This is a genomic window from Enterococcus ureasiticus, from assembly GCF_001730285.1.
In the GTDB taxonomy this organism is placed as follows: domain Bacteria; phylum Bacillota; class Bacilli; order Lactobacillales; family Enterococcaceae; genus Enterococcus_L; species Enterococcus_L ureasiticus.
In genome coordinates, this window is the sequence record NZ_MIJZ01000016.1 from 149366 (window position 1) to 175300 (window position 25935).

Below are 25935 nucleotides of genomic sequence, written 5' to 3' on the forward strand. Positions count from 1 at the left end.
GAGTCATCTCCTATATTTTGATTTATTCAGATGCTTTAAATAATTTTTCAGCCTTGTCCAAAACCTCAACAGGATGCTTGATTGCGTCTGCTGGATCTATTTGTAATACTCTTCCTTCATCTGTTTTTTCATCAAAACGTTCTTCTCCCTCAATTCCTATTGCAACTGCTAAAATAACCACATCTGCTTTATTGACATCCTCTTGCTCCAACTCATTCTCAATGCCCATACTACCTTGCGTTTCTACCTGTACATCATATCCTCTTTTCTTACACTCTTTTTCAATTGCTTCTTGCGCCATATATGTGTGCGCTACTCCTGTTGGACATGCGGTCACTGCTACAACTTTCATCCTATTTCCTCCTATTCATTTTCAGCTTGCTACTTTAATTGAACGTAGCAGCTTAAAGACATTTTTTTGATTTCTTTCTTCTAGTAATTGCATTCTAAATTCCTCATCTAAAAGCTTTTTACTGAGCTGTGAGATAAATTTCAAATGGATATTGTTTTCATTTTCAGCTGGTACACCGATTAGAAAAACAAGTTTAACCTGTTCTTCGTGCCCTTCAGTCCAAACAAATTCCTCTTTTGTCTGTAAAAAACCAATAAAAGGGGTTCTCACTGCCTCACTTTTCCCGTGTGGAATCGCAATTTGATATCCAATTGCAGTAGGCATTTCTTCCTCTCGATTCAATACAGATTTTAGAAAAAGTTCTTTCTCCGAAATTATTCCTGTTTCATCTGCCAGTTGGACTAATGCACGTAATGCGTCATCCCTCGTTTTAAACTTTGTCTGCAATAAAATCATGTCTTCCCTAATCACATCACTTGCACTATCCTTCAAGAATCTCACATCCTATCTTTTGACTTAACACTTCTTTTTTCGTAAATTCTGTAAACTGATTCAATCTTTCTTTACTTTCTACTATTTGATAGATAGCAGATAACATTCCTTTTATTTCTTGTATGTCTTTTTCAGCAATACAAACAATCATTACTATTTTTACAGAGTGTTCATTCCATTTGATATACTTTTTATTTTTCACAACCGCAATCACTGTTTCTTTAACATACTTAGGATTACCATGAGGAATAGCTGCCCCTGTCGGCAAATCCGTTCCACCCAGTCTTTCTCGATTCATCATACTTTCAACAAATTTTTCTGTTACAATATCGGCTTCTTTAAGTCTCTTACCCATCTCTTTTAGGAGCTCATTTTTTGTCTTGAAGCTCTCATTCCAAAAGATAAATTCTTCCAATAAATAAGGACTAAGATTATTTAATTCCTTTAGTGTTCCTTCTTCAAACTCCTTTAAGAAAATAAACTGTTCATTATAAGTTGCTGTAATGTTCTTTATATCTTGATCACTCAACAACGGTGAAACAACAACAACCTTTTTATTCAGTCGGTTTAACTGTACTGTGGAGATAATAAAATCGATTTGTGCCAAATCAAGTGCTTCAACTTCTTTGATTGACGCAACTTCAATCATGTCAAAAGAGGGCAAAATATTTTTGATTCGGTTTAAAAGTAGCTCTGAGGTAGCTATTCCAGTTGGACATACGATCAAAATTTTTTTACTTAATTTTGCTCGCTCAATTGCTGACTGAAAATAAATTGTTAAAAATCCTATTTCATCCTCGTTAAACGTGACATTCAGTTCTTCTTCATATTCACTTAAAATGACCCAGATCGAGTTAAACATGACAGTAAACTCATTCTTTATTTGGTAAATAAAAGGGTTATTGGTTTGAACACCTTCTCCTAGCCGATAAATCATCGGAGGGATGTGAAGCATTAGCTGTTCCTTTAATTTTTGGTCTTTAGTAAAATCTATTTTGAGGGACTTACTCACCTTTTCAATAATATTAGAAACAACCTTATGGTATTTTTTTTTCGTCGGTAAAGGTTCAAATCGATTTGAAATTAAATACGTTGATAAATATTCAATGTCATTACGGGTAAATTTAAGGTTTAGTCGTAACGATATCTTATTCAACATCTCTTGCGCTCTTTTTTCAAAAAAGACACGCTCATTTTCATTCTCAGGTTCTTCTAGGCCCTCAACATGATGCCCCTCCTTAACCCGATAGACTAAAATAATCATCATATTTAGTACATTTGAAACATAATGCTCTGCTATTACGGTGACATCGCTTTTAATATAACCATAAAGAACCCTTGTACACACTAAAACGATATCTTCTCCGTAGTACTGAGCAAGCAATGCCTCTTTTTTTTCATCATTTGGTTCAAATAAATTATTCTTTCCCACCGTTAAATAATGATTAAACTCAAGATAGGCTTTTTGCAGTTCCTTTTCTGGTCCAGACAATCTAGTTCCTTTTGAGTCACTAACAATTTTTATTGTATTTCCCGTTGTTAGCAGTTGTTTTATAAACTTAAAATCATTATTGATAGAACTTCTACTAATCAAAAACATCTCTGATAATAATTCAAAAGTCACCGTTTGATTTTCAAATAGTAGTAATTGAATGATTTTTTCTCGCCTACCTGCTGTAGAGTATATGTTTTGTTCCAGCACCTCATCTTTTTTCTGTGGGACTTCAACGCTTCTTTTTATACTAATCCCAATACCAGGTCTTTTTTCTATGCGATAGCCTTCTTGCAAGAGATACTTCTCTACAACCTTTAAATCAGAATGTATCGTTCTTTCAGAAATGTTTAACTGTTTTGCATAGTACTTAACTGTTTGAAAACCATTCTGTTTTATAAGTAATGAAGCAAGAAGTGATTGTCTTTGTATCAATTCCATATTTCCCCTCCGTTCTTATGTCAATTCATCTCTGAAATCAAAAAATGTAAGCACTATCATGTTTTACACTTTTGATTATATAGGTAACGCTTACTTTTTTATATCACAATTCTTTTCAAGAACTTGTTGCAACGTCTTGTACTGATCTTCTCCTTTATTTTATTTAGTTTCCCAGTGTTTTTATCTTAAAATAAGTACTCTAAATCGACTTACCATCACTCTTCTAAATTTAAAAAATTCCTATCCCTCAAATAGTTATGTTTTAGTTAACCTATTTTTAGCCTTTCCTCTTTATTTTTAGTTCTATTTTTTCTATTATAGTATAATTTAATTTCTATTTATTAATCCTTTCTACAAAGGTTAACTCTGTCCGACACAAATAGAAAGGTATCTCTAGGAAAGACAAGTGACTGATTAATGGTTCCTATATGGACAACTGGAATAGATCACTACGATCATCAATCACCCATAACTTTTTAATTAGGACATCAAACATCTTTCCCTTTATGGTGTAGGTATGATACTCAATGAAAAATGGTTCTTCTTGTCGATGAATCACTTCAATTGCTTGGCGTTGGTTATCTGGATTGAACTCAAAGATTTGTAAATAGTCTAATTCTGTTTCTGCTTCACTTCATTTTTTGTCGATCAAGTTCCAGCAATAGAGCTGGATTTCTTTTGGTGCTTGTTCGTTCACTCCTTAAAACACAAAAATAGACCAACCACCATTTAAGATGATTGATCTTCACAGATATAATATATAATTATTTTTGAGCTAGATACACTAATTCACCTTCATCGTATTAATAGGTGAATCTGTTCTAGCAAGTGTCAACTGCTCAACTTCTTTCTCAGTCATTATAGAAAGTTGTTCTTCTCCAATAGTATGAAGGATATGAATGTAATCATAGACACTCTTGATGTACGTATAATCTCCTTTAGTTAGATATAAATATAAATTTTCTAAATAACTAACAGTCATTTGATACTTATAATTCTTATTTTTTGGGTTTTGCTTTTTAGCAAGCACTAAATAGTCTTGTACTTTCCCATATTCCTTACTATATAGTTTGGAGGTAATCAGATTAGTAATTAAATTATATGCAAATTGTTTCGTTACTGTATTTCGATTTTCTTCATCTTTTATTGGAATCGCTCTTCTTATTAATAGTTCAGCTTGTTGCTCCTCTAAAAGAAAAATAATATTTGACATCAATGTATAATCATATTGAACATAGTATGATTTTTTGCTTAAATAAGTAAAACTATCATTTAATCCTTCTTTTGTCACTTGCTCAACTTCTGACCAGTGATTTGAAAAGAACACCTTAATCGCAATAAAATTGGAACGTTCCTTTAATGATTGCTTTTCTATATTTTCCAATTGATTATAGTAGTGAAGTAATTCTTTCTTTTTACTTTGATTCGCAAGATGAGTAGCGCAATATTCAAATAATTGTCTAAACTTTTTTTGATCATCGTCCAATGAAGAATGAGAGATAAACTCTTCTGGTGAAATAGAAAGCTTATTAAGAATTGCTGTTAGTTCAGACATCTTTATTTCTCGTTTACCGCTTTCAATTCTAGAATAAGCGGAAGTATCATGATAAGGTAATACCTCTTTTTGTGTAAACTTCATATTTTGTCTAAAAAAGAGCAATGTTTCATTTACATTCATAAGATATACTCCTTTTTTGTAAAATTATACCACATATCAATCTATTTTATACTTAAAGTTTAAATACCGTTTATAATCAAATGAAATTCTGATATGATTAAGGTAGTAACAGAATTTAAGTTAGGAGAGATTAGTATGTCTATTTTATTATTGGCTGTAGTAGTTCCATTTGTTATCATCGTAGCACCTTAGTTTAGTTGAACAGGCAAAATAGAACGTGAAGTAACTCCTATATACTACATAGGATTCCTTCACGTTTTCCAATTTATAATATGATGATATTCGATCATAATTAAAAACTATGCTATCGGTCCCCTAAAATTAATAATGATTAATAAATGTTCAATCAATGTAACTTTTTCTGAACCACTAACTCCTAATATTGGGACGTAGTGAAAACATTCATCACATGCGGGAGTTCCTAACATCTTGGTAGCTTTTGGATAAGGACTCCATTTTAAGTTTTCCTCTATAAAATCAGTATCTTCTAAATAATCAAAAAAGAAATCCTCCCTATTCAGTCAATTTTATCTTCTTATTTGTATCGTCTGCCAAGAAAAAAAATCAACCATCGATTAAGATGATTGATCTTCATAGCTATAATCTAGTAAAGTTAATATGAATCTCAATAACATAAAACTATTTTTTCTTTTAAGTACTTACTACTAAGAATAACGCCTACCAAACACCCATTAAAATAATAGGTTCATATTAATGAGCATAAATGATTCAATTAGTTGTTAGTACATACTCTTTTATTATTTTATTTTTACATCTGGCTCTCTTTCATCAGACAAAGTTGTCAACGTAGTTCTAAAATCATCTGATACTTCCTCTGAATATTTATCAGTATAATCAAAGTCTTCAACTTCTTTTGCTTCATTACTATCAAATATTATGTTTGGTTCTCTTTCATCAGACAAACTTGTAAAAGTGGTTCTAAAATCGTCTGATGCTTTTTCTGATTGTGTACTGGTTCTATCAGTATTTGTATGTTTTTCTATTTCATTACTGTCAGATGTTAGATTGTCATCTCCATTATGTTCTCGATTATAGAATATGATGGAAACACAGTAAATAGCTACAGCACTCGCAATGATAATTATTTTCTTTTTTATCAAAAATCATACTCCTTAATTAATACTTAGACATAAAATCAAAAATAGCATTATTTATTTTTGCACCGCCGCCACCAGTTTTTATATTATTTTGTGAATATCCATATGCATGATTCGCTTCTAATTGATTGTTACTAGGATTGTATACTCCCCCTCCACTTGAACCTCCAACAGTTAACCAGGGATACTTCAAAATACTGTTCTCAATCCAAGTATTTGTTCCATATCTAGTTACTAATGTTCTACCGTCATCTATATCACCATCGTACCCGTTAAGCCGTAAGTAACTACTTTTTGCAGTAGTATATCCAAACCAACCTGTACTATTACCAAGATTGCTATTTAATTTTACTACTGCAACATCTCTTTGTTGAGCGGCAATTGAAGTTCCCGTTGACTGAATATAGCCTCCAAAAGTATATAAAATACTTCCATATGCCAGATCAAAATCAGTAGCATTATTTTTTACAGCAGGATAAACTCTTACCGTTTCGGCCCAGCCATAACTTCTATCATAGACAACGTGGGCCGCTGTAACTACTTTGTTAGAACCAATTAGACTTCCTGAGCCATGACCTCTAACTAGCTTACCATTTTTTGATCTAAAATCACAAATTATTAAAACAGATGCTCTATATGGAAATATATTAGGATTTGAAACCCTTTGTCTGTTATTAACAGCTGCCCTATTGTTTAAATTAACATCAGGTTGTATCGTTTCAAATGAATAGTCAAATCCTTCAGATGTTCTTGGAAATCCAATATCATCAGGTAACTCTGTTTTTCCTGCTCTTGATAAAGTCGGAGGAGTCTCAACGACAAATGCTTCTGAACTTTTAATGGCTCGTAAATTTGAATCTGATTCCTCCAGTATAGATATATCTCCTTTGTTACTAATAATTTGTTCTTCAGCATTTGAATGACTAGCTCCTTGAAACAAGAAAAAAATAACTAAGAAACATATCACTAATACTTCAACCCCCAATTTTTTCTTCATAATTACTACCCCTTTCATCTTAATGGTAACATTGTAATCGTTCCCAGAGATAAATTCAATACATTTTGTTATTTTTTTCGTCGAATATTAAAAAAATGGTATTCATAATATAAAGATTTTATGTTTCAAAAGAATACCATCTCATTATTGTAAAAAGAAACTTTGATCAAAAAAATCCCCCTATTTATGATACGGTTCTGCGTATCGTAAGTTAATGAGTTTTTTAGGCCTACTCCAAGTTGTCCGTATCCTAGGCCAATAAGGTTAGCTTACCAAAAAAACTGAATATCTATGATAAATTTTCTAATATCATGGATGTTCAGTTTAGAACTATTATTCATTCCTATTTACATAAATAAGACAACTACATATTGTAAGTTTGCTTGACGCAATCAGTAACGTTAATATTGATATTGAATTATAATTAATTCTAAAGATTTTCACATGCTGCTTATTATTAAGATAATTAAGTTGTCTTATAATAGTATCTATATCTTTTTCATGAAAATACTTTGGTTAAAATTAATTATTTTTTAAGTAAAAACTCGTTTTTTATTATATCAAAAATTAGACTTTCTAGAATATCAGACATTCTTAACAATTCATGACTTTCTTTGTTAATCATTAAAAATTCAGCAGGCCATTTTTCAGCATGAAAAAATTTATTCCTCAAATAATACGCGTACTTTAATATTAGAAAACAAATCACATCTGCATCATTTTTTTCTTTTTTTATTATCCGTTTTTCTAATTCTTTATCAATCTGTTTGTAATTATCAATATCAAAAAAATTAATAAATTCTTTTTTACATATCATTTTTTCTTTTAATAACTTACAAATACGATAATCATCATAACGTAGAAGAAGATAGTCTTTCATAGCATCTACATTTGCTCTTTTTTCTGGCTTTTTAGGGTAATTATTTTTTAACATTCCTGCTGTCTGACATTGTTCTAGATATTTTTCATCAATCATTTTTGCAACTTCTTTTGTTTTAATAAGCTTTTCAAAATTTTTTATAACAAAAGAACGCATATATTTTAACATCTCAAAATCTTTTTCTTCCTTAGATAACTGTCTAATAAGACAATTAAAACTTTTCCAACAATTATCAAAACGACTATTGGGTTCATTAAAGCTTTTTGTCAAAAACATTAACGAAATAAATAAACTTTCAGACTCATTTACATTCATAAATAAGAGAGAGAGTTCCTTATCCTCAAATTTTTGATTATGCAATATCTCTTTAGAAAATGGTTGATTTAGTTTATTCTTATCTAGACTTTTTTTATTTTTATCTACAGTTAATTCTATACTCTCAATAACAAAATTTCCTTTTAAAAAATATGTATAAATTAAAGCTTTATTAATTTCTTTATAATAATTACTTTTTATAGTGGTTAAGGATTCTTCTAAATTAATTGTACTAGATCTTTCACCAGTTATTATAATTAGATTTTCAAAAAACTCTATTGTATCTTTAAAGTCAATTTTATTTTTTGTAAAATAAACTACATCTTTTTTCTCTTTACTATGAAATAAATTACTATCTAATTTTATCTCAAGCTTAAATTTTTTTTTACTCATTTTTCATTCTCCTAACTTTGTATAGTTGCTAGATCTACAATTTTTCATTAACCTTACATTTTTTTCTCTGGATATTGTTTATATCTTTTACTGGATTTCCCTTTATCTGCTACGGACTAATTTCATTCTTATTCTGTTTATTAGATATCCATTGAATTGATGGTGCTATTACCTTAGTTGCAGGCTCTTCTTCTTTTATCATAATTTTTAATTCAAATGGAATTGAAAATGAATCACCTAAGCATAGCGCAACTCCTGTAGGTAAATAAGAAACTCTTTTTACACTATTGTCAGTAATAAAAGGAATTGATTTCCTTATAAACTCTAAGTCAATGTTATTTCTTATACGATGAATAAAGTAATTATTACATTGAGAAAGAACTGTCCCAGATAATTCACTAGGTCTTTGACTTGCAATGAAAAAAAAGACACCGTATTTTCTACCTTCTTTAGCTACTCTTTCATAAATAGTTGGCAAACCATTATTAGAGCTATCATTCATATATCTATGCGCTTCATCCATTATCACATTATAGATTCCTCTTCGATCAATTTCTAGTTTTTTTTGAAGATCCATAATATATGTAAGTAAGTACGAAGAAATAAATTTCAAATCAATATTATCAAATTGAGATACATTTAAAATTGTAACTGCATAATCATTTTTAAAAATTGAATTAAATTTCTCTACTTTATTTGATTCATTACTAAATATATTTTCTGAATAATTATATTTCAACGTTTCAATTCTTGTTACTAATGTTGAACAGTAAGATCTTATTTGAGAGTTGCCTTTCATTTCTTCCAATAAAAAAACTAACTCTAACGCTATTTCTAAATCTTCTAATTTTGAAACAGAGTATCTAGCTTCTGAAAGATATATATCGATACTTAGCTTAACATTTTCATAAGAAGTTCTTGAATGTGTTTCAACATACATTTTTATGATATTTTGAAAATCTTCTAGATGGTTATCCAGGACAGCTCCAAATTGATTAAACATTAATGTTGCCTCATTCAGTTTAGGATCATTAAGACTTCTTAATAAAGATTGCACTTTTGTTTTTTTAGCATTCGCATCGACTTGAACATTATTATACATTTCTAAAGCAGCGTATGCCTTGATCCAATTGAACTCACTTTCTTCATTCATTAATGCAGCTAACTTTAACGCCTTCAATAAAACAGGAAGTTGTACTTGATTAGAAGGATCTACTAAATTTATCCAATCTTCTTTAGTTAACTTCTCTAAATTTATAGATATATCATTTAGTATGTCTAAATGATGTACATCAATTTCATTATCAGAAAAATATTCATTGTGAATATCAAAAACTATTGAGTTTACTTTTTTAGGATCAAAAATATCTATTTTTGTTTTTTCGAGTATTGATCTCAATATTGTCTTAATGGTTGTTGACTTTCCTGAACCTGTATTTCCTAAGACGCAGCAATGATTGCTAAACAAAGTATCTACACTGATTTTAGGAAATAGATTTTTTTGAACCATTTTTCCTATTGTTATCGCCAAATCTTTATTCTCAATAATAAACTTCAATTCTGCCTCACTCGTTAAGCTCACTAAGTCACCCAGTAATGGATAGCTATTAATTCCAAATGAAAATGTAGTATTCTGTATTTCTCCTAACGGTTCTGCTTCAAATATGTACTTATTTTGAGTCAATGAATCATCACTAAATCCTACAGGAATATCTTTTTCAAACATATTAGTGATGTGATAGACCTGCTTTATTTCATTTACTCCTCTAATTGTTATATACGAGTTCACACCATCATAAAAATAAGAATATCCATCTTCATTATACGAAATATCTTCTTGATTCAATATTTCAATTTGAACTTTATAAGGATTTACTAAAATGACAGTACCAATAACATTATTCATTTTTTTCACCATCTCCAATATCAGAATCTACATTCTTGTTTTCATCATCTTCATTGTTCAATAAATTCAATTCTGATATTAAAAACTCTTGAATAATATTTTCAAAATAATGAAGTTTTCCTTTTTTTTGTTCCTTTTGATAATCGCCACCAATAAGATGAACGTTTGGTTTCATTTTATTCCTATTGTAAAAAGAATTAATTTTTCCTTCTTTATCATCCCCAAAAATCAATAGTATAAAGTCTTCATTATTAAGGGCTTGCTCGATTAACTGATTTATATGTTCATCGGGAAACCCAAATCCTAAGACTATTAATACTGAATTCGGTTTCTGTAGATTTAGTGTTAACTCTCTAAAAAGCTCTGAATATGGAGTTTGATTTGTTATGTCATGCTTTACATAGCTTGGATAGATCATAACTTGATCAGCTGATTTAATCACTCTGTCAGTTAAATAGACTTTATCTCCTTCACTAATCCAATTTGTTGAACCATGCAGTTTGTACAACTTAGCAAATCGTCTGACAGGGTTCCACTTCTTTTTAAACTTGTTTTCAGTATCCACATATCTTAAATTAAACATCGAAGGATTAAAAACTCTTTTTATACCACCTTGAAATCCAGAACTGTAGTGAATATTAATATTATCTAATGCATTTTCATTAAAAAGATCATAATTAGTTGTAAAAATATTTATCGGAGCCAATGGTATTGGACTATTATCCCTTTTAGTAAAAATTGCATTATAAAAAAGCTGATAGTTTTTCAGAGCACTATAAATCTCAGCAACTGAATCTTCATTTTGATTATATGAATCAAAACTTGGCATACTGTCCACTAATGCGTCAATTGATAAGTTAAAGGATTGCTGAAATTTATCTTTTTCAGCTCCATTATGAAAATTAATTGCACTAATCAACCAATTTAAGTATCCTTCAATATCATCTGATTCTAAATATGCTCCTAAAGTAGATTTGTCTAGACTAGGTTTAACTTCTTTAAATGTACTGCTCATTAAAGGTATTGCATTTATAGAGCAGCCTGAACCTATAAGAAAGTTTAGATTTTTACTTAACAATAGTTTTCCCATAAACCGTTTTACTTCTGTTAACTTAGCTTCATCATTATCATAATCATTTAGTAAATTTTGGTCTAATCGCTTATGATAAATCCGATCAAATATACTATTCTCCAACTCCATATCTCCTTTTCTAACACTATTCTCAAATAATCTATTATTTTTTATTGTGCTATAAATTTTATAATTCTGTATAATTTATAATCAATTTTTGATTCATATTCTTTACAAATATTGAACAGAGGATAAGTCAATATACTCTTTACTCTAATACCACAGCCACTCATTTAGTATGCTTCATTATGGCATATTTTGTTTTTATCCTTATTTATGGTAAAGTTCCTCTTATCACTTTTTAAGCACTTTACATTGTTCCTCTCAGCATATCAAAATAAAATTATTACCTTTTTTATTAAAATTGCTATCTAATAAACCAATCTATTTCTTCAGTATCAAGGGGAGAAAAATGAAATTGATTTCTTTCCCATTCTTCATGAATAGGATTAAACAATCCTATTTGAAATTTATATTTTATTTGAGAAACCTTTATGTCTCTTAAATGACTTTGACTGACTCCCACCAACTCAATATCTTCATTCATTTGCTTTAAAACTCTTCTTTGAAATTCCATAGCATAATATTTGCTTTCAAAGAGGTAAAGTATATTATTAAATAAAACATTTTGCTCAAGAAAATCAGTCCCAGATTTATTTATAAACATCCAAAATGGATCTCCGATGCTTCTATAGTTAGGAAGAAGATATTTTTCATTTTGACTTAAAGAAAACGATCTAAAATCAGAATATCTAATAAACTTAATATCTTCATACTCTGAAACTAATTTTGCTCCTTTTTGCAACTTCGTTTCGGACAAAAATATCCCATTGATGTTACCAACACTTTTTAGTTTGTATGCAAAATCAGTTAATTGACTTTTATTTATAGCCTTATTCCAGCTTTTACATTCAATTGCGACTCTGTATTGTAGTCCAAAATGTTCATATTCATAAAGAATGTCAAATTCATGTGTTGCTTTATCTGCGCCTATTAAAGGGATCCTTTTAGAAATTTTTGCATTGATTCGTTCATCTTCAGCTATCTTTTTGCAAGTTTCTTCTATTATATTTTCAAGAGTTCTTCCTCTATTTTTAAATTTATTAAACATGATTTTCTCCTCTAAAATACCATTTAAGAATATTCTCGTTACCTGGTCCATAAACTAGCGTCTCATATTCTTTACTGAACAGACTTCCGTATCTAGGAGCTAATAAAGCCAACTGATGATGCGTAGAATCAGTAAAGCTAGAGAGAATTTTCAAATGATTTTGACTTAGTCCATAAACTTTAAGATCACTATTTTTATCAGCAACTTCTCTCGCTTGTTTATATGATAAAAAAAGGGGAATCAACCCATCATATGAGTAATAAGTTCCAGTGTTTTCACCATTTCCACCTGTTTCCATTACTACCCAAAAGGGGTCTCCTATAATTGATTCATCTGGTAAGATCATCCCAAAACGTTTAATCATACTTTTAATTACTTCCTCTTGCAATATAAATTTACTAGTTTTCAATTTATATTTGGCTACCGCTAAAGCTTCATCAGATATACACGAATCATAATACAGGACACCTTTAGCTTTGAATTCCAAATCATCCAAAGTATTTGCTAATTTCAATACATCTTCTGTAGTAACTTCTCTATCAGCAACAACATTTATCACTGTTCTTTCAATGTTATTCATTTGCACAAATTCCAAGTAAATATCTATATGGTTTTTCATGGCTTTACCTTTAATAATTTGATTAGTGACTAATCTGGGTTTATAGATATTTTCAGAATCAAAATAACTACTTAACATTCCAACAATAAGATCGACAAGCATCTCATGATTTCTCATATAATCCTCCTTAAAATATTTTTAAAAATAAAAATTAGTTATTCCATTCTTATATTACCAGTTATCAGGCAATGAATAAACTATATTTATCTTTAAATCACATATAAAATACAATAATTACAAAGAAGGAATTCTTTTTACAGCAAATATAGTTTATAATAAAGTTAATAAATATAAGTTTAGGATGTTTTTTATGGAGAATAAAAAAGATGAACATAACATCATCGATACTAATGCTCAAGCCTCTGCATTTGGCTGGGATTTTCAAAGCAGTTTAGCACTTTTTATAGTATCTCAAGATTTAAAAAAGTTAAAAAGTATTAAAGTAGAAGGTAATACAGAAGATATAGAAATTGCTTATGAAAATCAAGATATGATTTATATTCAAGCTAAGTCTCAACTTGATCCTTATAGCACCAGTAATTCCAATGCCCATTTGAAAGATGCTCTCAAAACGCTTATTAATGCATCTCAAAAAAATTGCTATTCTTCTTTAGCATATGGAACAAATATCGCAAATCCATTTGTTTTCAAACAATTTTCTACTTTATTTGCCAATACCCCTACTAAGTATTCATTTACTGAAATGCCTGATAAAATCAAACAGAAAATTGAAAAATATGCAAAGCAAGTTGCAAAAGAGAAAAAGTTAAGCCTTGCAAACTTTGATTTTGATCGTCTTGAAATACGAACTCTTCCATTTTTTGGGGATGACGATCAAACTAGGTATAGATTTGTCAAAGAGCATGTCATGTCTTTATTATCCAGTATTGGATTGACTCAATCCCAATCAAACAGAGTGTTCGATAATTACCAGCTTGATTTTGTGAAAAATCCTTCCAAATCTATTGCTCTGGAGAAGAGTGATATAACTTGGCCAATTATTATTTTCGCCTTAGATCCAATAAGTGATGAATTTTTTGAGGAATTTGATTTAGATATTGGTGAAGAAGATGCCATTGAGACTACTTACGCTGAATTCATTGAAAAGAAATCAATTGAATTTACTTTTATTAATCATGTGACTCAGCAATACCGAGAATATATACGAAGTAAAAAATATACTAACAGAAGAACCGCACCTAAAGATTTTATAGAGAGCACTGCTGATTATTATGAAGAAAAACTCTTTTTTTCAGAGTCTATTGATACCTCCAATGCAGTTACAAAGTATATACTATGGAATATATTAAAAAAAATAAAATTGATTGAAAGACTCGACAAGGAGGTAGGCTTATGAGATTAACTCAACTAGACTTAGAATATAACGGTATCAAAAAAAAGTTTAAATTAGAGAATACAACATTGATTCATAGTACTAAAAATAGTGCTGGAAAATCTACCCTACTTAGATTAATATTTTACTCCATGGGATACAATATTCCTAAAACAAAACGGCTACCTTTCAAAAAAGTTAAAACTCGTCTTTTTCTTCAAACTTCAACAGGTCTAACAACTGTAGAAAGATTTAATGATGTAATCACATTAATATATGATGACGGTTCTTTGCTTGAATATCTTCTACCTAATGATGAAGATTTAGTAATATCAACAATCTGGAACTCAAAAAATGAGAATGTAATAAAAAGCATTCTCGGATCGATTTATATGGACCAAGAAAAAGGATGGACACTACTTAATAGAGGTACTGTTATAGGGAGCATAAAATTCAAAATTGAAGATTTACTCGAAGGAGTATCTGATAGAGATTTGTCTAGCCAAAAAACCGAGCTAGAAAATATAAATACTGAAATAAAAAAGTATTCTCAAATACTTAATATCATTGAATATAAGAACCATCTCTCACAATTAAGTGACGACTCTATTTTTTCTTCTGACTACATTACAAAATTAGAGAATAAGCTTCAAATAAAGAAAATAAAAAGTAATGAATTAAAATCGAAAATTGATGATTTAGAAGATAGTCTTAAAGAAAACAAACAATTCATAAATTATATAGAGAAAATGGATTTAGTTGTAAAAGACAAAAAATCTGGTATTGAAATTCCAGTGAAAGAAGATACTATCATTCATTTCAATGATAATCAAAAATATATCAATGCTCGTGTATCTATACTAAAAAGGGAACAATCTTTCGTAGAGAAAGACATTAGAGAGATACTTTTAGAAATTCAAAAGAGTGATAACCTTTTTTCACTTCAAAGTGAAATTGATAAGGCTGACCGTCTAATTTCCCAAGTAAATATTCCTTACGAGCAATTGGATCAAATCTTGACTTCTTTGAAAAAGAAAAAGAAATACCTTACAGATGAGATTAAAGAAAAACTCTCTGCTAATAATGAAGCGTTAAATAATTTACATTTAAATATTATAAACTATGCCTCTAAATTAGGAGTTGATCAATATATCAATCAATCAAAGAACTATATCTTCACATCAGATTTACAGTCTCTAAGCGGGGCTATTCTACACAAAATTGTATTTTCTTTTAAAATGGCTTACATTATCGAATTACAAAAATACTTAGGTTATAAATTACCTATAGTTCTAGACTCCCCTAGCGGAAGAGAGGTTGACCAACAAAATGTAGAAGAAACCTTCGATATTCTGAATGATGATTTTAAAGAAAATCAAATTATAGTTGCATCCATTTATGAATATAGTAACTTTGAACCTTCTGGAAAGATCGAGCTTATCGACAAAATATTTTCTGAAGAGATAGTCATACTAGATGAACTTGAGATTGAAATTGATCATCTAAAATAACAATCCCATTTAAAATAATTCAATATATAAAAAACGCATCGATTTAAAATAACAAATTGATGCTTTTTTGTAGTTATTAATAGTTACGTTCCACATCCATGTTACAAAGTTATAAAATTCCTTAGAACTATTTATAACACTTCATTTATTATAGATTAAAAATTCTTATACATGATATTGATAAATATCTATAGAACAATAGTTTTTCTTTTAATTGTTCAATCTATTCAGCTAAAAGAAGCTATACATAATCACAACCACTTGCTGATGATATTCAGAAATACATTATTATCAGTTACGCACCTCCATAACAACGAACCCAGCTATTTGAAATAGCTGGGATTTTGTTACGCCACACGTTTTATCTATTGCTATTTTCCCATCCACCCTCTTCTTCTATCAAGTCTACAATGATTCACCGCTTTTACCTCGCTAAAGTAGCTTAATTGCTGGAGATGAAGTACACGAGACTTTTCTTACGGATAAAATGAAACGAACTGAAAACGACTGATTTATTGTGCTTATTTACAACACCAAAGTAAATGGACGCTTCAACACAAAAAAGACCCCATCCGTTTGATTGGATAGAGTCTCTTGATAGAGTTGATTTAGTTGATGGATAATTTCTTCGTTAAATGTCATTGTCAGTTGAATAGCGTCTTTCGTTAATGGATCAAACGTAATCTTCTGAATAAACGTGCGGTAAACTGACTTAATCATTGCCTTATCTGCTTTATTAAGAAAATGATCGAGTGCAGTAAATATCTGTGATACATTATCAACAGTAATTTTTTCATGCTGATGATTCAATACAGAAAGAATTTCATGCTCTCTTTGTTTACTATAAATAAGTTGTTCTTTTAGCTTTTCTTTTTGAGAGGAGATATCTTCTTGGTGTTCATCTGTTAGTTCTTCAAATTGGTGATATACTTCTACTTTTTTCTCAATGTCAGTCATATTGACTAGAAGAACTGCAAGCTCCTGTTCCAATGGTTGGAGCTCTTCCTCTATTTTTCGGTTCATTTCTTTGACAAGTACAGGGAGGAACTCAGGGATCGTCACAAGTTCCCGCAATCGGTCAGAGACAAACTTTTCTGCATAATCAGCTCGGATGGAATTGGCTCCACAAACAGAAGCACCTTTATTCCTAAAGTTAGCACAAGAATAATACCGAATTCTCTTTTTTGTCCCATCTTTTAGTGTGTTAGTCACGTTAGATGCGGCCATCGGTCCATGACATACTGGACAAGTGAGTAGTCCTGTTAAAACATTTTCACCACGATGATTCCAATTAGGTTGCTTTTTTTCCATTTCCAACCGTTCCCTCACTTTTAAAAATAATGCCTCATCAATAATCGGTTCGTGGATGCCTTTCTGTACAATTGGCGTAGGATTCAATCCTCGTCTCCGCTTCTTTTTCCATTGTTGATATTTTCCGTACTCAATAATGCCACTATATTTTTGATTCGATAAGATTGTTTTTATCCCACCTGCAGTAAACGACTTACCAGTAATGGTTTTTTCTCCTTGTCGATTTAAGTAATTCGCAATGGCTCGATAACCTTCGCCTGATGCATACTTGGCAAACATGGTCCGAACGATAGCCGCTCCTTCCGGTTCTATAAGCAGTGTTTTACGTCCTTCATCATCTACACCACAATAATACGCTAACATACGACCACCAGTAAATCGGCCTTCTTTTGCGACAGTTTTCATACTTTCAGCCACTAATTCACTTGTTCGTTCACGTTCAAATTGTGCCACAATTGCCATTAAGTTTCGTGACATCGTTCTTGCTGGATTACTGGCACCGATTACTTCTGAAATACTTATTAGTTCAATGTCGTAACGCTCTAACGTACGGATAATTGTCAAAAAATCATCCAAATCACGACTTGCACGGGAAACAGAATAAATAATTACAGCTTCAAATAATCCGTTCTTAGCATCTTCCAATAATTGAATCATTCCTGAGCGATGTTCAATATCTCCGCCAGAATTACCGCCGTCTGTCTACGTCATGTGATAGGACAAACTTAATGATGCAGCTTTTTCTTCTATTTTTTCAGCTTGTGTTGCTAAACTCAGACCATCGTCTACTTGTCCTTGGGTTGAAACACGAGTATACCCGACAGCTACTTTGACTCCTTTTTCTCGTCGTTGTTTTCTCGTTAACTTGTTAGTATCAGGTAAAATAATTTCTTCTTTTTCCAAATGTGACTCCACAATATTTAAGGAAATATCAAAAAAAACTATCGATCTCTAGATAGTAACCATTTATTTTCAAATAGATTTAAGCTGTTACTAAAGCAGTACGTTCCTTTCCATTATAAAAACAATGATAATTAAAGATGGTATACCATAAATAAGCTGCTTTATCAAAAATCGTAGGATATAGTGCTACCCAAAAAACTTCTTGATCCAATGATTTAGAAATCAAATGTATTGAACTTTTCTCTCTTACACCATACATAGGTTTAACAACATCTTCTGTTAATTTCTGCAGGTAATTATTAATATCAATTATCAGTTGCTCATCCATAACTTTTTCCTACAAAATCTTCTAACTCTTTATAAGAATCAAACTTATTATGACTAATATTCCCTGATTCATCCACATATATAATATAATCTAAATATTCTTCAGAGTAATTCATAGATAGCATTAATACATACTCAACATCTTTTTTTAGCGAATTTTGGATTTTATAGAATAACTTATTAATCTCATCAAAATCCACATCGCTTCTGGTGTCATTTAATATGTTTTGTTCTGTTTCACTTATGGAGTTGGTATCTCCACCAGCAATTCTTTCTTTTTTTTCAGTATCAAATAACATAACCGTATACTTATTATTTTCTCTAACAGAATCATATTTTATTAAAAAATTAGCTTTATTTTCCTTTAAGAATATTTGCAATTTCTGACACATCTTTTAAACCTCCTGTTCCTATTTTATTTATCAAGTCCCATTTCTGTGAATCATTTAATGGTGAATTCAATTTTAAATCATCCAACAGCATATTCAAAGTATCAAATGCTGTACGCTTATTCCCATCTACAAACGCATGGTCTGTGATACTCCTTGTTACCGCCGATGCTTGTTCCCATGAATCTTCATAGTAGGAAGCAGAATTAATTATATTCTCTATTGAATTATTTTGTTCAAAACCACTAGAGTATTTTTTATTTATATTTCTAATGTCATCAGCAATTTCATCCATATTATCTACTAAATTTCTAGGAGGCTTGCTAATGTTAGTCCCACTATTTTTTTCAGAAACAACAACCTTCGTTGTTCCTTTTCGTGGTCTAAGCCCTTTATACGTTCCATAGCCCGCTAATGCTACATCCGCAACTCCTGATAATCCTCGTAAGATACGATCTCCTGTAGACAGCTCTTTGCCTGTAAATAGATCTTTCCCTCGCCATTCTTCCCGCCAGAAGTCAGTCCTAACGCAACCATCAGTGGCCATGGCAACATTCCTCCGATCACTAGAACTGCACCATTTATCACTAAGGTCACGGCTAGATCTTTTACTTTTTCGTTTCTAGAATAATAATCAAAGGAGCTATCCGCAAACGCCATCTTCTTATAGTCTTCAAAACTTACATCACCGATTTGTTGCTTCATCTGATTATATTCTACACGAAGATAGTCGGTCAGGGGAGAACTATTTCCTAAAAGATCTTCTAACGTCACTTTCATTTTAGGCATGGCAACACCGGCACTATTTACGCCATTAGAAAATGACCCTCTTGCCATTGTCTCATACCCCATGATATTCATATTACTTAACTTCTCCATCAAGGAATCCATATCTTGCACGTCAAAGAACACTATTTTTATGATTCAACTTTACATCTACTCAACTAAATTAATTATTCGTCATTTGATAAAGTATCTTGATTATATATAATTATTTGCTAACATCCTTCCTCATCGCTTCTAAACCTTTCATCAGAGCATATTGAATAACATTTACACTTGATTGATATTTTGAATCTTTAGACTGGATGATATGGATAAACTCTTTAAGCACTCCATGTCCGTGCTCGAGGAACTCACAAAATAGCTATCACTTTGGCTAATTTATCGAGCTTTTTTGCATGATATCCCCTTCGTTTGCTTTAGACTTTAAATTTGTTCTTTTAAAAGCCTCTTTCTTCACCCTCAAAATCTAGCAAAATAGCAATCGAAAACCTTTAAACCTTTTTCTTGCTTCTTAATTTTCTATTTTTTGTATGGTTTGACTAAAGTCCAAATAAAACAACATAAAAACTTGTGAACAAGCATAGTATTTTCTGACGATTTGTTGTTTGTTGACTGGTCTGTTTTCGTCTTCAAAAAAGTATTTCTATTACAGATAATACTTCTTGCTATGATTGAAGTCACTCCCGTACATCCTATACTGCATAAGTATCTTGGTGACTACTTTCTTTGATTGGTCGTTTATTTTCTGCTTGAATCATTTTTCTTCACCCCTTCAATTTTTGATACACGAAAAAACGGTATCAGTGATTGTTTCCTCACTAATACCGTTTCAATAGTTTCACATTCTCTATCTGAATTACTGTACATCAAAGAAACATTCATTATTTGTATTTTTGTACAATAAATACAGCTAGCTTGTGTTAGATATTGGCAACTTGATTAGTGAGTTACTCCTTACTAGTCAAGGCTTTACTATCCGACTCCAATCAGATAGTAAAGTGCTTTTTTATTTTAATGATTTAATTCTCCAATGCTTCCTTAGCATATGAAATATCCATCTCTAAATCTAAATCTGGAAATTTTTTCTGTAGTTTTTCTAATGTATCGATAAAATCTTCACTTTGTAGATTTTCTGATACATCTTCAAATACTTCACTTATCCATTCTAGTTGAGTTTCAGAACAATTATTTAAATATTCAATTGTGTTTTCTTCATCTTCTGAAAATATTTGTGTCAATTCATCCCATATTTCACTAATTCTTGGGTCATCTGGTAATAATTTCTTTCTTTCATTAATTAAATTTTCTATTTTTTCAGAATCAATCATTTTTAATTCTCCCCTTCTTTTATGGTTGTCTAGAATTATCAGGTATTATTGTTGTCACTTTGCCATCTTTCTTTATTACCCCCACTCTAACACCGTCATAATCTCCAAATGCCCATTGTCCATCAGGTAAGTTCTTATTCTGTGGAAGATTATTGATGTGATTACCAGCATCACGAATTTTAGAATCATTCCATTCTTTAGGAAACCATGACTGACCATTTCCTGTTCGTTTCATTTTATTTTTATGACTTGGAATATTACCAGTTCTAACACCATTTGGATATTCTTTAACAATATTAAAATCTATATTATTCTCTTTCAAATAATCCATATTACTTTGTCCATGACCACCATTAATCAACCGATTATTATTATTGAAATCTCCTAAATCAGCATGCCTTAATGTTGAATCTGGCACATTATTTTTTATATTATTAGCCCCACTGGCTTTCTCTGAAACAACAACCTTCGTTGTTCCTTTTCGTGGTCTAAGCCCTTTATACGTTCCATATCCTGCTAATGCTACATCCGCAACTCCGGATAATCCTCGTAAGATACGGTCTCCTGTAGACAGTTCTTTGCCTGTAAATAGATCCTTCCCTCGCCAAGCATCACTGATATTCTTTCCACCAGAAGTCAGTCCTAACGCAACCATCAGTGGCCATGGCAACATTCCTCCGATCACTAGAACTGCACCATTTATCACTAAGGTCACGGCTAGATCTTTTACTTTTTCGTTTCTAGAATAATAATCAAAGGAGCTATCCGCAAACGCCATCTTCTTATAGTCTTCAAAACTTACATCACCGATTTGTTGCTTCATCTGATTATATTCTACACGAAGATAGTCGGTCAGGGGAGAACTATTTCCTAAAAGATCTTCTAACGTCACTTTCATTTTAGACATGGCAACACCGGCACTATTTACGCCGTTAGAAAATGCCCCTCTTGCCATTGTCTCATACCCCATGATATTCATGTTACTTAACTTTTCCATCAAGGAATCCACAGCATTGTAAAATGGCTGATCTACACTACCAGAAAGGGTATCTGGTATATGCTGAATGGCTTGTTGTAACAAGGTCAACCGATGCTCTGTTTCTTCATAATTTGTATTACTTGCTGTATCTATGTCTATAGCGTGATCCACATCGTATGTGTCACAAGAGCTTTTTGCATCATCACTGATACGGTCTGTTTCTGTGATCCATTGGAATAAACCTGAGCTTGTTAACAGTACGATTCCTTCAGACAGAGATTGCCACTCACCTTCTTTATATTTTACATCTTTCATACCTATCCTCATTTCCTAAAACTAATACATCTACTTGTTATTATTTCTCTTTTAACTTTATGTCGCTACTAACAGATTGATCCAACTCCACAAAGGTTTCTCCTGCATATGAAACATACTCTCCTAATCGAGCGTAGTGGGAAATCAATTCTTCCATGCGAGCCGTTACAACATTGAACAGGGCGACTTGTCCTTGCGCCATTCCTTCCACATAATACTCACTTCCTGTAATTGTTTGCAAAGAACTATAGGATGATTCTAATTCACTAACAACACTTTGAATCTTACTTGTAATACCTGATAACTCACCAGGATCTACTGTGATTTTATCTGCCAAACCAATTCGCCAGCCCTTCCGTTTTATCTTTTGGTACTTCATAAGGAATTTTTAATTGGTCGACTAGCCATTTATTGACCCAAAACTGACTGACTCTTTTTAATTGCTCACTGTCCAATCGATACAAAATCCCTTGAGACAATAACAAAGCGTATTCAGATTTAGCCAAGTTCTTCTCCTGCTTCTGAATGCTACCTATAACGACTGCAGCATCAATTCCTTGTTTCTGCACCTCTTCTAAGGTTAGTCGCGCTCGTCTTGAACGAAAATCCTTTTCCTCTTCTGTACCTTCTCTACGCAAAATAGAATACTCTACAAGCCATTGTCCTAAAAGGGTTTCTGGTTCTTGAATGGTCAATCGATACCCTTCTTCTTCTCTTTTTAAAACGATCGCTTGCTCACCTGTAGCGACATAGTACGTTTTATCTAAACAGATATAGGTTTCCGCTTGCCCATAGCGCTCAATCAACGAAGCAACTAGATACCCTTTTTGGGTTAGCTTTCCTTCTGCTAACAGCTCTTTCTTTTCTAACCGCTCGATGCCTTTTGGAACGACTGTCGTGTGGTTTAAGCGATAGGCCGTTAGTTGTGGCACACCAAATAGTTCCACTTGTCCCACCATATCGGCTAATACTACTAGCTCTTCTTCAGAAAAAATCGTCATACTTTCCTCCTAAATCCCTCGTATCTCGCCCATTTTCGACGAATCAAACGAATCAATATCCTTTTGTAGTTCTGTGACCGCTTTTTTATAACTCTTCACGCATTTCGCTAAGTCTTCATGGTATTGTTTGACGATTCCTAAATACATCAGATAGCTATCTTTCGATTCACCTGTCCATGTCTGATCATAGCCACTGCTGCTGGAAACAAGAGCTTTCGCTACATCTAGAGAAGCACGCATTGCACTTTCTGCTTCTGATGCACTGCTGATCACTTCAGAAAGCCCACCTGATTTTATTTCAATATTGCTCATTCGTGTATGCCCTCCTCACTCTAACTATCTTGGGATAATTTTATTATTTTTAAGTGCTTCTTGTTGTCTTCTTATGTTCTCTTGTGTTTGTCTCGCTATTTCTTGATGATAGTCGTCCTCACGCTTTTTCTCTGCCGTATAAAGATCTCCATAGTGCTGCGCTTTTGTTTCTGCTGTAGTGACACCATCTGAGATACTGTCATTTCGACTTTTTACTTTTTTACTTAATGACTGTAGTTCTTCTATCAGCTCGCTGACTTTATTTAACGTATCTTGGTTCGGAATTCCATCTGTGGTAGAGACACTAGTAAACTTTCCTTCCGCTGCAGTGATTGTGGTTTCCAATTGATCTAAATAGGAAGAATGCTCGGTTAAAGCAGTCGATAATTCTGTTTTAAGTGTGGTGTACTTTTGCTTCTTTTCTAGATATTCACTGGTTAAAAACATGTATTTACTCCTTTACATAATGTCGGTATCTATATAAAATTTTACCAAACCTAATGACTAATAACAATCACAGGTTGATATGCAAACAAGATTTTTTAATAATATTTCTGCACTTTCTAATTGTCAGGCATACAAAAGAACACCTAAAATATATCCTTTAACAAAAACATCTTGTTAGGTGCTCTTTTATTTAACCAAAGATGTGATACTATAAACGCTTATCTTTTAACTTTTTTTAAGTCTTTAATCAACTTCAGCAATTCCTTTCTACTCTGTTATATCTAATTACTTCGTTTGAAATGGTTTGCTTTACTTTGTTATGCTAACCTTTTTCAGCATAACAAAAAAAGACACTCAAAAGTGCCTTTAAAGATGTCTTATCGACCGAATCACGAGAAATAAGACAGATTACAAAGATAAACTCACATTATTTATAATTTGAGTGAAACAAATATAAATAATGTGGTATGCTAATAGCGTAGTAAAAACTACAAAAAGGCGTACAAACCCTTTGAAAAGTCTTCTATCATCCCTCACCAAAAAGCGCATATGCTAGGGGACATTATATTTATAATCTTATTTTAAGAATAGCTAATTTCTTAAACGAATTGTTAGCCAAAGTAATGATAATTGCTATAGTAGCACGTAGGTTACATATCCGCTTGAATAAAGATCGGAACATCTTTGCTTTCTGAAAGTATCGAGCGAACTTCTCGCTCAATACTTTTCGCAAAATTTTGCTCTCCAAGCTTCGTTAATAAGTGGATATAGTCATAAATATTTTCTTTATAACAATCGTCGCCAGTAATTAAATAGCTTGTTAAATTATCCAAGTACTGAATGACTAACTTATAATCAAACGTAAGATTGCCTTCTTTTGTAGCAGCTAATCTTAAGTAATAACGACTTTCTTCATACTCTTTTTTACGTAGTAACGTTGTGATTAAATTGTTGATCATGTTTTTAATAAATTCTGTTGTCTCCACATTTCTGACTTCGATATCTTTAACAGGTAACGCTTTTTTAGCTAGGCGCTTGATTTGATTGTCATTAAATAGAAAAATTGTATTGGATAATACAGCGTAATCATACTGAAAAAAATACTCTTTTTCCATTAGAAGTTTATAGATTTGATTTAACTCTTCTTGGCTTACAGGAGAAATCTCTTTCCAAAAATTGGAGAACAATGTTTTTATCCCGATAAAATTTGCCATTTCTCTAAGATGCATGTCCTTAGAAAAGGTTAATTGGTTGTAGTAATTAAGTAGCTTCTTTTTATTGGATTCATCTATAGGACTATTCGCACATTGTCTAAACAATTTACGAAACTTTTTTTGTTCCATACTGTCTTCTAAATATTCTGAAAATTCTTCTAGTGGAACAGAGAAGCGTTCTAAAATATCTCTTAGTTCAGAAAATCTTAACACTTTTTTTCCTGTCTCTATTTTGGAATAGACGGAGGTATCAGTATAGGTAAGAATATCTTTTTGCTTTAAATTTCTATTTTTTCTAAAAAAATAAAGTGCTTCTTCTACATTCATTCTAGTTTCACTTCCTTTTGTCTAAGTATAGCACATTATTACATATAAAATGTTTGAAATATTCTATTATTGAAAGGAGGGATTGCCATGATTACAGTTGCTACTGCGGTTGCTATTTCAGTTTTTATTTGGGTTAATGTTTAATTTGATTAAACCGCAATCATCTGAGAGAGCTATTTAGTTACCTCATAAGTAGACCCTTGTATCTTTTTTTGATGCAAGGGCTTATTGTTTTTCTTTACACAAGAACCTTAAAATAAAAGACCGAAAATCGTAAAAAATGATTTTCAGTCTTCTATTTTTTAGATTATTGGAAGAATTTTTCCTTAGTTGTGAGCGTATTCAACCTATATTTCTTTAAATTGACTGCCATTAATGCGAATCCAATTTCATTGTGTATTTGCCGTTTCCCTCGAACAGAGAAACGAGTAAACCCTAAACAAGCCTTCAAATGTCCGAAAGCTAGTTTGACGTCAATTTTTCGCTGACGATAAAGTTTACCGATTTCTTCTTCTGAAAGTAAAGA

General features: G+C 31.5%; 27 protein-coding genes and 2 pseudogenes. 2 read left to right on the forward strand and 27 right to left on the reverse strand.

The annotated features are described in order from the left end of the window. Nucleotides 1-22: 22 nt before the first annotated feature. The 12 genes from BCR21_RS14940 to BCR21_RS14990 all read right to left on the reverse strand — a co-directional run bounded on the left by BCR21_RS14940 (nt 23) and on the right by BCR21_RS14990 (nt 13043). A complete protein-coding gene (locus tag BCR21_RS14940; RefSeq protein WP_069647258.1) occupies nt 23-352 on the reverse strand; it encodes a PTS fructose transporter subunit IIB in 330 nt (109 codons plus the stop codon). Between the two features lie 21 nt (nt 353-373). Then, nucleotides 374-844, reverse strand: a complete 471-nt coding sequence (locus BCR21_RS14945; protein WP_084013343.1) for a PTS sugar transporter subunit IIA — start codon at nt 842-844, stop codon at nt 374-376. After that, nucleotides 834-2777 carry a BglG family transcription antiterminator gene (locus tag BCR21_RS14950; RefSeq protein WP_069647259.1) on the reverse strand — a complete coding sequence of 648 codons (1944 nt, stop codon included), beginning with the start codon at nt 2775-2777 and terminating at the stop codon, nt 834-836. Before BCR21_RS14950 ends, BCR21_RS14945 begins: the two co-directional genes overlap by 11 nt. Nucleotides 2778-3561: 784 nt before the next feature. Next, on the reverse strand, nt 3562-4455 hold the full coding sequence (locus BCR21_RS14955; protein ID WP_069647260.1) for a helix-turn-helix domain-containing protein: 894 nt from the start codon (nt 4453-4455) through the stop codon (nt 3562-3564). A gap of 299 nt (nt 4456-4754) precedes the next feature. Then, complete coding sequence (locus tag BCR21_RS17370) at nt 4755-4976, reverse strand: T6SS immunity protein Tdi1 domain-containing protein (protein ID WP_084013344.1); 222 nt, start codon at nt 4974-4976, stop codon at nt 4755-4757. A gap of 237 nt (nt 4977-5213) precedes the next feature. Then, nucleotides 5214-5576, reverse strand: coding sequence for a hypothetical protein (locus BCR21_RS14960; protein ID WP_069647261.1), 363 nt, complete (start codon nt 5574-5576; stop codon nt 5214-5216). Between the two features lie 16 nt (nt 5577-5592). Then, a complete protein-coding gene (locus BCR21_RS14965; protein ID WP_069647262.1) occupies nt 5593-6570 on the reverse strand; it encodes a trypsin-like serine peptidase in 978 nt (325 codons plus the stop codon). Between the two features lie 526 nt (nt 6571-7096). After that, nucleotides 7097-8158: a hypothetical protein gene (locus BCR21_RS14970; RefSeq protein ID WP_069647263.1), complete on the reverse strand. Its 1062-nt coding sequence runs from the start codon at nt 8156-8158 to the stop codon at nt 7097-7099. A gap of 109 nt (nt 8159-8267) precedes the next feature. Next, nucleotides 8268-10064 carry an ATP-binding protein gene (locus tag BCR21_RS14975; protein WP_069647264.1) on the reverse strand — a complete coding sequence of 599 codons (1797 nt, stop codon included), beginning with the start codon at nt 10062-10064 and terminating at the stop codon, nt 8268-8270. Further along, nucleotides 10057-11259: an SIR2 family protein gene (locus tag BCR21_RS14980; RefSeq protein WP_069647265.1), complete on the reverse strand. Its 1203-nt coding sequence runs from the start codon at nt 11257-11259 to the stop codon at nt 10057-10059. The genes BCR21_RS14975 and BCR21_RS14980 overlap by 8 nt, the downstream gene beginning before the upstream one ends. A gap of 304 nt (nt 11260-11563) precedes the next feature. Further along, nucleotides 11564-12307 carry a restriction endonuclease gene (locus BCR21_RS14985; RefSeq protein WP_069647266.1) on the reverse strand — a complete coding sequence of 248 codons (744 nt, stop codon included), beginning with the start codon at nt 12305-12307 and terminating at the stop codon, nt 11564-11566. Next, entirely contained in the window at nt 12300-13043 is a 744-nt protein-coding gene (locus BCR21_RS14990; RefSeq protein WP_069647267.1) for a hypothetical protein, read from the reverse strand. The genes BCR21_RS14985 and BCR21_RS14990 overlap by 8 nt, the downstream gene beginning before the upstream one ends. Nucleotides 13044-13236: 193 nt before the next feature. Here BCR21_RS14990 and BCR21_RS14995 point away from each other — a divergent pair, with 193 nt between their 5' ends. After that, complete coding sequence (locus tag BCR21_RS14995; protein WP_069647268.1) at nt 13237-14283, forward strand: hypothetical protein; 1047 nt, start codon at nt 13237-13239, stop codon at nt 14281-14283. Next, nucleotides 14280-15770, forward strand: a complete 1491-nt coding sequence (locus BCR21_RS15000) for a V-type ATP synthase subunit I domain-containing protein (protein WP_069647269.1) — start codon at nt 14280-14282, stop codon at nt 15768-15770. Before BCR21_RS14995 ends, BCR21_RS15000 begins: the two co-directional genes overlap by 4 nt. A gap of 525 nt (nt 15771-16295) precedes the next feature. Here the strand turns inward: BCR21_RS15000 and BCR21_RS15005 are convergent. The 15 genes and pseudogenes from BCR21_RS15005 to BCR21_RS16750 form a co-directional block, all read right to left on the reverse strand. Further along, a complete protein-coding gene (locus BCR21_RS15005) occupies nt 16296-17486 on the reverse strand; it encodes a recombinase family protein (RefSeq protein WP_338031247.1) in 1191 nt (396 codons plus the stop codon). After that, nucleotides 17472-17768 (reverse strand): annotated as a pseudogene (locus BCR21_RS17290) (recombinase family protein); the annotation flags it as partial. The pseudogene BCR21_RS17290 and the gene BCR21_RS15005, both read right to left, overlap by 15 nt. A gap of 15 nt (nt 17769-17783) precedes the next feature. Beyond that, nucleotides 17784-17984 (reverse strand): hypothetical protein, encoded by a 201-nt coding sequence (locus tag BCR21_RS16740; RefSeq protein WP_084013350.1) that lies wholly within the window; start codon nt 17982-17984, stop codon nt 17784-17786. A gap of 79 nt (nt 17985-18063) precedes the next feature. Further along, nucleotides 18064-18312, reverse strand: a complete 249-nt coding sequence (locus BCR21_RS15010; RefSeq protein WP_069647270.1) for a Fic family protein — start codon at nt 18310-18312, stop codon at nt 18064-18066. After that, nucleotides 18305-18703, reverse strand: coding sequence for a hypothetical protein (locus BCR21_RS15015; protein ID WP_069647271.1), 399 nt, complete (start codon nt 18701-18703; stop codon nt 18305-18307). Before BCR21_RS15015 ends, BCR21_RS15010 begins: the two co-directional genes overlap by 8 nt. After that, nucleotides 18666-19169, reverse strand: a complete 504-nt coding sequence (locus BCR21_RS16915) for a type II toxin-antitoxin system death-on-curing family toxin (RefSeq protein ID WP_240488108.1) — start codon at nt 19167-19169, stop codon at nt 18666-18668. The genes BCR21_RS15015 and BCR21_RS16915 overlap by 38 nt, the downstream gene beginning before the upstream one ends. After that, on the reverse strand, nt 19118-19579 hold the full coding sequence (locus BCR21_RS17225; RefSeq protein ID WP_240488103.1) for a hypothetical protein: 462 nt from the start codon (nt 19577-19579) through the stop codon (nt 19118-19120). The genes BCR21_RS16915 and BCR21_RS17225 overlap by 52 nt, the downstream gene beginning before the upstream one ends. A 926-nt stretch (nt 19580-20505) precedes the next feature. Further along, a complete protein-coding gene (locus BCR21_RS17230; protein ID WP_069647274.1) occupies nt 20506-20814 on the reverse strand; it encodes a hypothetical protein in 309 nt (102 codons plus the stop codon). A gap of 19 nt (nt 20815-20833) precedes the next feature. Further along, nucleotides 20834-22108 (reverse strand): EndoU domain-containing protein, encoded by a 1275-nt coding sequence (locus tag BCR21_RS15035; protein WP_069647275.1) that lies wholly within the window; start codon nt 22106-22108, stop codon nt 20834-20836. Nucleotides 22109-22148: 40 nt separating this feature from the next. Beyond that, complete coding sequence (locus tag BCR21_RS15040) at nt 22149-22445, reverse strand: hypothetical protein (RefSeq protein WP_069647276.1); 297 nt, start codon at nt 22443-22445, stop codon at nt 22149-22151. Continuing rightward, nucleotides 22435-23109 carry a DUF5081 family protein gene (locus BCR21_RS15045; protein WP_069647277.1) on the reverse strand — a complete coding sequence of 225 codons (675 nt, stop codon included), beginning with the start codon at nt 23107-23109 and terminating at the stop codon, nt 22435-22437. The genes BCR21_RS15040 and BCR21_RS15045 overlap by 11 nt, the downstream gene beginning before the upstream one ends. A 9-nt stretch (nt 23110-23118) precedes the next feature. Further along, nucleotides 23119-23421, reverse strand: a complete 303-nt coding sequence (locus BCR21_RS15050) for a hypothetical protein (RefSeq protein ID WP_069647278.1) — start codon at nt 23419-23421, stop codon at nt 23119-23121. 24 nt (nt 23422-23445) lie between these two features. Further along, nucleotides 23446-23868, reverse strand: a complete 423-nt coding sequence (locus BCR21_RS15055) for a hypothetical protein (RefSeq protein ID WP_069647279.1) — start codon at nt 23866-23868, stop codon at nt 23446-23448. A gap of 650 nt (nt 23869-24518) precedes the next feature. Continuing rightward, complete coding sequence (locus tag BCR21_RS15060) at nt 24519-25409, reverse strand: helix-turn-helix domain-containing protein (RefSeq protein WP_069647280.1); 891 nt, start codon at nt 25407-25409, stop codon at nt 24519-24521. Nucleotides 25410-25716: 307 nt separating this feature from the next. Continuing rightward, nucleotides 25717-25929 (reverse strand): annotated as a pseudogene (locus tag BCR21_RS16750) (transposase); the annotation flags it as partial. Between the last annotated feature and the right edge of the window lie 6 nt (nt 25930-25935).